Here is a 6,972-nt window from a genome sequence, read left to right as displayed (position 1 = left end):
CGCGCCTCAGACGCCGGCGGGGCTCAGTGGTCGCCTCAAGCGCCTGCGGGGCCGGATCGGGCCGGTGGCGGCTGGTCGGCGCGGGCGGCCAGGGTCAGGCCGATCGCCACCGTTGCCGCCGCGACCAGGCCCGCGTACGGGACGGCGTACGTGCCCGTCCAGGAGCAGGCCAGCACCGCGAGGGCGGAGAGGGGCAGGGTCAGCTGCTGGGCGAGGCCCCGCTTGAAGTGGCGGGAGTGCAGCAGCCAGACCATCAGCAGGAAGAGCGCGGTCGGGACCGTGACGGCGGCGTTCGCGGCGAGCTGCGAGATGTGCGCCTTGCCGACCGCGTGCTCGACGGCGACCTCGATGCCCGCGCCGATCGCCGCACCCGAGGCGAAGATCAACAGATGGCCGTACCCCCACGGGATCGCCTCCCGGTTGGAGTTCAGGCGTTCGTGCATCGGCACCGCGAAGTAGATCCACCAAGCGGCGAAGACGATGAGGAGCCCGCCGGCCGCGATCGGCAGCAGCTCGCCCAGGGCCTCGTGCTCGTCGAGCGCGGACTTCACGGCCACGGTGCTGGCCGCGATCGTCTCGCCGAGCACGATGATCGTGAACAGGCCGTAGCGCTCCACGATGTGGTGGGCGTGCCACGGTGTCTGGTGGCCGCGCTCGGCCACCACCGGAACCAGCAGCTCCGCGGCGACCAGGACCAGGAACAGCCAGCGCTTGGACCCGTCCGGGGCGAACAGCAGCGCCACCCAGCCGGCCTGGCAGAGCACCAGCCCGGCCGCGTACTTCAGGGCCGCCGCGCGGGCCTCGCCGCTCTCGCCGGAGGCGGCGCGCAGCCACTGGGCGGTGAGCGCGACGCGCATGATCAGGTAGCCGATGACGGCCACCGTCCAGTCGTTCTGGTCGAAGGCCCGGCTCACGCCCGCCGCGTAGACGAGCACGCCGCAGATCTGGACGAACGTCGCGATCCGGTACGGCACGTCGTCGCAGTCGTAGGCGGAGGCGAACCACGTGAAGTTCATCCACGCCCACCACACGCCGAAGAAGACGAAGGCGTAGCTGATCACGCCGGTGCCGGGATGGCCCTCGGCGAGCGCGTGCACGAGCTGGGCGCCCGCCTGCGCGATGGCGACGACGAAGCACAGGTCGAAGAACAGCTCCAGCGGGGTCGAGGCGCGGTGGTCCTCGTCCCGGCTGCGGGCGGTCATGGGTACGTAAGCCAGAGCCATACCGCCCAGGACAGCAGCCCTACGGGTCTCAGCAGGCGAGGCGCGCGGCCCTCAGGGACCGTGTGCCCCGGGCGGACTCGTACCGCCCGAGGACGAGGCGGGCCAGCCGCGGGTGGTCGGCCAGCGGCTCCGAGACCGTCCAGGCGGCCGAGGCGTTCAGGGCGCGCGTGAAGCGGCCCGGGGCCAGCAGGTGCGCCGCCACCGCGATCCGGCGGTACCCGGCGGCCTGGAGGCAGGCCAGGGCCTCGTGGACGGTCGGCCCGGCGGAGGTGAGGTAGGCGGGGACCGCGGGGACGGGGGCGGCTCCGCCGTCGTACTCCAGCAGGGCGGCCAGCTGGGCCGCGCAGGCCTCCGTACCGGCGTTGCCGCCGGGGCGCGAGGAGCCGGCGCCGGCCACCACCACCGCGTCGGCCCGGGCGTACGGCCCCCGGCGCCGCTCGGCCTCGCGCAGCCGGCCGTGCAGGGCGCGGGCGACCTCGTGCTCGCCGCCGAGGCCCTCGGTGAGCACGCAGCCGGTGCCCTCCAGGACGGCGGGTACGTCGACGCGGCGGTGGAAACCGTCGCCGAGCAGCAGCGGGACCACCACGGCGTGCGGGTGCTCCCGTACGACCTCGGCGAGCGAGGGGCGCTGGACGTCGAGGTGGCCGACCAGCGCGCGCACCCCGCTGATGGCCTCGACGGACGCGACGAGCCGGCGAAAAGTCGCGGCGGCCTCCGGGGCCGCGCTGCCGTGGACGGCGATGACGAGCATGGTCTGCCTCCCTGATCCGGCCGGGGTCCTCCTCCCACGCTAGGCGCGGCGCGGCCGCCCGGGAGCCTGGCCAAGGGCCCGCGCGACAGGCCGGAGGTCCTGTGCGGAAGGGGACGTTTCCCCGGCCCCAGGGGTCCTTTTCGGGCGTTCGGGGCGGTGGCGCGGACCTACCGTCGAAGGGTCGGAACGCATGCACGCAGGACGTCCTGGCCCGGCCGCCCTGGCCGCCCCGGGACCGCGCGGCACAGGGACACGGAGTGAGATCCATGGGGCAGACGCTCGTTGTCATCGGCCACGGCATGGTGGGACACCGCCTGCTGGAGGCGCTCGCCGAGCGCGACGCGCTCGCCGCCCCGACCCGCCCCGGGCGCGGCGGCTGGCAGGTCACCGTCCTCGCGGAGGAGGAGCGCCCGGCCTACGACCGCGTCCACCTGTCGGCGGCCTTCACCGGCTCCACCGGCGAGGAGCTGTCCCTGGTCGCGCCCGGCTTCCTGGAGGAGTACGGCATCGACCTGCGCCTCGGAGACCCCGCGGAACTCATCGACACCACGGCCCGCACGGTCACCGCCCGCTCCGGCGACGTGATCCGCTACGACGCGCTCGTGCTGGCGACCGGCTCCTACCCCTTCGTGCCGCCGATCGACGGCGCCGACGCCGAGGGCTGCTTCACCTACCGGACGCTCGACGACGTCGAGGCCCTCACCGCGTACGCCGCGGGCGCGGGGGTACGCACCGGTGTCGTCATCGGCGGCGGCCTCCTCGGCCTGGAGGCGGCGGGCGCGCTGCGCACGCTCGGACTGGCCACGCACGTCGTGGAGTTCGCGCCCCGGCTGATGCCGCTGCAGGTGGACGACGGCGGCGCGGCCGCCCTGCGGGCCACCATCGAGTCCATGGGCGTCGCCGTGCACACGGGCGTCGGCGCGGCCGGCGTGCAGATCCACCCCGACGGGCGGGCCCAGGCCCTCCGGCTGACCAGCGGCGAGGAGATCGGCTCCGACGTCGTCGTCTTCTCGGCCGGCGTACGGCCGCGCGACCGCCTCGCCCGCGAGTGCGGCCTGGCCGTGGGCGACCGCGGCGGGGTCGTCGTGGACGGCCACTGCCGCACCAGCGACCCGTACGTCTACGCGATCGGCGAGTGCGCCCAGACGGTCGACGGCAAGGTGTACGGGCTGGTCGCGCCCGGCTACCAGATGGCCGAGACCGTCGCGGAGGCCCTCGCGGGCGCCGGCGAGCTGACCTTCACCGGGGCCGACACCTCCACCAAGCTCAAGCTGATGGGCGCCGACGTGGCCTCCTTCGGGGACCCCTTCGCCCCCGAGGGCCGTGACGGAGCGGTCTCGGTGGTCTTCTCCGACGCCCGCGAAGGCGTCTACAAGAAGCTGCTGCTGGGCCCCGACGGGGCGCTGCTCGGCGGGATCCTGGTCGGCGACGCGGAGGCGTACGGCTCGCTGAAGCCGCACGCGGGCCGGCAACTCCCGGCTCCGCCGGAGGCCTTCATCCTGCCGTCGGGCGAGGGCGTGGCGCCGCCCGGCGCGGACGCGCTGCCCGACGACGCGGTGGTGTGCAGCTGCCACAACATCACCAAGGGGAGGGTGCGCGAGGCGGTCGTCGCGGAGTTCCTGACCGACATCGGCGGCATCAAGAAGTGCACCAAGGCCGGCACGGGCTGCGGCGGCTGCGTCGGCACGCTGCAAGCGGTTCTGGACGCCGAACTGGCCGCGGCGGGCATCGAGAAGCCCCGCGGGCTGTGCGAGCACTTCACCCTGACCCGGGCGGAGATCTACGAGAAGATCCGCACCGAGCGCATCCGCAGCTTCAGCGAGCTGCTGGAGTCCTACGGCGAAGGCGGCGAGGGCTGTGCCGTCTGCAAGCCGGTCGTCGCGAACGTCCTGGGCACCCTCGCGCCCGACCTCGGCATCGGACACATCCTTGCGGGCGAGCAGGCGGCCCTGCAGGACTCCAACGACCTCTTCCTCGCCAACCTCCAGAAGGACGGCACCTACTCGGTCGTCCCGCGCGTCGCCGGCGGCGAGATCACGCCCGAGCAGGTCATCGCGCTGGGCGAGGTGGCCAGGGACTACGGCCTCTACACGAAGATCACCGGAGCGCAGCGCATCGGCCTCTTCGGTGTCCGCAAGGAGCAGCTGCCCGACATCTGGCGACGCCTGGGCGGCGCCGGATTCGAGTCCGGGCAGGCGTACGGGAAGTCCCTGCGCGCGGTGAAGTCCTGCGTCGGAGCACGCTTCTGCCGTTTCGGCCAGGGCGATTCCATCCAGCTCGCGATCGACCTGGAGCTGCGCTACCGGGGTCTGCGCACCCCGCACAAGTTCAAGGGCGGCGTCTCCGGCTGCCTGCGCGAGTGCGCGGAGGCCCGGGGCAAGGACGTCGGCGTCATCGCCACCGCCAACGGCTGGAACCTGTACGCCGGCGGCAACGGCGGCGCGACCCCCCGCCACGCCGACCTGCTGGCCCCGGACCTGAACACCGCGGAACTCTTCGCGCTGATCGACCGGTTCCTCATGTACTACGTCCGCACCGGCGAGCGCCTGGAGCGGACGGCGGCCTGGGTGGAGCGGCTCGGCGGCAGCGGCGCGGGCATCGACCACCTGAAGGCCGTCCTGATCGAGGACTCGCTCGGCATCTGCGCGGAGCTGGAGGCGCAGATGGAGCGCCACGTGTCGGCGTACGAGGACGAGTGGTCCGCGGTCCTGGAGGACCCGGCGGCGCTGGAGCGCTTCGGGAGCGTCGACTTCGGTGCGGCCCAGGGAGCCGCGCAGTCCCTGGAGCCGGGCCGCGGGCGGACGGCGGTGCTGGCGGACGGCACCGAGGCCGCGGTGTTCAAGGACCGTGCGGGCGAGGTCTACGCGGTCGGCAACCGGGACCCCTTCTCGGGAGCCGACGTCATCGCCAACGGCATCATGGGCTCGCGCGGCGGGGTGCCCGTCGTGGCCTCGCCGATGCACAAGCAGGTCTTCGACCTGCGGACCGGCGTCTGCCTCGACGACCCCGAGGTGTCCCTGCCGCTGGTGGACCTCCGGCCCTAAGGCCCTGCGGCGGCCGTACCAACGCACTGTGGGCGAGGGGACCTTGTCCTGTCGCCCACACGACGTTCTCCCCTGACGGCGGGCGCCCTGGTAGGCGGACCCTAAGAAAGTCAGGGCTTTCAGCTTCCTCTTCCTCAACCCCTCCGAACATTCAGGACATGCCATGAGTTCCGCCATGCAGGACGCGCGCGCGGCGACCGCCCGAGTGCAGGCTCCCGATCCGGCGCAGTACCGGCCCGGTCGCACGATCACGGAGTGGACGCCGCAGGACCCGTCCTTCTGGCAGACCACCGGCAGGAAGGTCGCCACCCGCAACCTGTGGATCGCGGTGCCGGCCCTGCTGGTGGCCTTCGTGGTCTGGCAGGTCTGGAGCATCACGGCGACCAACCTCAAGGACGTCGGCTTCGGCTTCTCGCAGTCCCAGCTGTTCTGGCTGACGGCCGTCCCCGGCATCACGGGCGGCACCGCCCGCATCCTCTACACCTTCATCGGCCCGATGATCGGCCAGCGCCGCTTCACCGCGCTCTCCACCGTCATCCTGATCGTGCCGCTGCTGTGGCTGGGCTTCGCGGTGCAGGACCCCACCACCTCCTACACCACGCTGGTCGCCATCGCCGCCCTCTGCGGCATCGGCGGCGCCAACTTCTCCTCCTCCCTGGCCAACATCGGCTTCTTCTACCCGAAGCAGGAGAAGGGCAACGCGACCGGCATCAACGGCGGCCTGGGCAACCTGGGCGTCTCCGTGGTCCAGCTGCTCACCCCGATCCTGATCACCACCTCGGTCCTGGCGATCGGCTCGGGCCAGCGCAAGGCGGACGGCTCGGAGATCTACCTGCAGAACGCCGCGTTCGTCTGGGTGCCGGTCCTGATCGTCCTCGCGGCCGTCGCCTGGTTCGGCCAGAACGACCTGAAGGTGGCCTCCACGCCCTTCAGCCAGCAGAAGATCATCTTCAAGCGCAAGCACAACTGGCTGATGACCTGGCTCTACGTCGGCACCTTCGGCTCCTTCATCGGTTTCGCGGCCGCCCTGCCGCTGCTCATCAAGACGACCTTCCCGGCGTACTCCGTGGCCACCTACGCCTGGATGGGCCCGGCGCTCGGCGCGCTGGCCCGCTGGGCCGGCGGCTGGATCGCCGACAAGCTCGGCGGCGCACGCGTGACGATCCTGTCCTTCGTGGGCATGGGCGCGTCGATCATCGGCGTGATCACCTTCCTGCCGGCGGGCTCCGACACCGGCTCCTTCTACGGCTTCTTCTTCTGCTTCCTGTCGGCGTTCTTCTTCTCGGGCATCGGCAACGGCTCGACCTTCCGCCAGATCCCGGTCATCTTCCGCGGGCAGCACCTCGCGGGCCTGACGGAGGGCACTCCCGCGTACGCGAAGGGCCTGAAGCAGGCCGAGATCGAGTCGGGCGCGGTGACCGGCTTCACCGCGGCCATCGCCGCCTACGGCTTCTTCTTCATCCCGGCGATGTTCGCCAACTTCGCCGTGACCAGCGCGATGTGGGGCTTCGTCGGCTTCTACGCCAGCTGCGTCGTCGTGGCCTGGTGGTTCTACGCCCGCAAGGGCGCGGAGGCCCCCAGCTAGGCCGTCCCTTTCGGGTCTTGCCTGGCCTCCGATGGCCGGCCCGGGTGGGGTGCGGGTGCCGCGCGAGCGGCGCCCCGCACCCCACCCGGGCTTTCGGGCGCCGCGTAACGGCGCGGCCCACGCAGTTCCTGCCGTTCGGCGACGGGGACGGCTGCAACGACCTCCTTGCTGCCTTTCCCAGAATCTTGTGAAAGTTTTCACAAGCGCACGATGGACTTTTGACCTGCCCAAAATGCCAGGTCAGCCCCGATGGGGGACCCTGGCTGCTGGGGATCAAAGGACCTTCGGGCCCCAGCTCGGGACCAACGCGGCGCCAAATGATCGATCAAAAGGCGTGCAATGGAGGCAAGCAATGAGGCGACTCGGAAG

The 6,972-nt window shown here is 72.1% G+C and carries 4 protein-coding genes; 2 read left to right on the top strand and 2 right to left on the bottom strand.

All coding sequences use genetic code 11. The features are described 5' to 3' along the window. Nucleotides 1-35 precede the first annotated feature (35 nt). Nucleotides 36-1,223: a low temperature requirement protein A gene (locus tag ABZY57_RS16390; protein ID WP_356512373.1), complete on the bottom strand. Its 1,188-nt coding sequence runs from the start codon at nt 1,221-1,223 to the stop codon at nt 36-38. Between the two features lie 28 nt (nt 1,224-1,251). Further along, a complete protein-coding gene (locus ABZY57_RS16385; protein WP_356512371.1) occupies nt 1,252-1,974 on the bottom strand; it encodes a CbiX/SirB N-terminal domain-containing protein in 723 nt (240 codons plus the stop codon). Between the two features lie 266 nt (nt 1,975-2,240). Between ABZY57_RS16385 and nirB the strand changes: the two genes are divergently transcribed. Together nirB and ABZY57_RS16375 are read left to right on the top strand one after the other, a co-directional pair. After that, on the top strand, nt 2,241-5,018 hold the full coding sequence (gene nirB / locus ABZY57_RS16380) for a nitrite reductase large subunit NirB (RefSeq protein WP_356512369.1): 2,778 nt from the start codon (nt 2,241-2,243) through the stop codon (nt 5,016-5,018). 163 nt (nt 5,019-5,181) lie between these two features. Beyond that, nucleotides 5,182-6,603: a NarK family nitrate/nitrite MFS transporter gene (locus ABZY57_RS16375; RefSeq protein ID WP_356512367.1), complete on the top strand. Its 1,422-nt coding sequence runs from the start codon at nt 5,182-5,184 to the stop codon at nt 6,601-6,603. The last annotated feature ends 369 nt before the right edge of the window (nt 6,604-6,972 follow it).

This window comes from Streptomyces sp. NPDC006450, assembly GCF_040612195.1.
Taxonomy (GTDB): domain Bacteria; phylum Actinomycetota; class Actinomycetes; order Streptomycetales; family Streptomycetaceae; genus Streptomyces.
The sequence above is the reverse complement of the archived record's forward strand: the minus strand, read 5'-3'. Positions and strand labels throughout refer to the sequence as shown.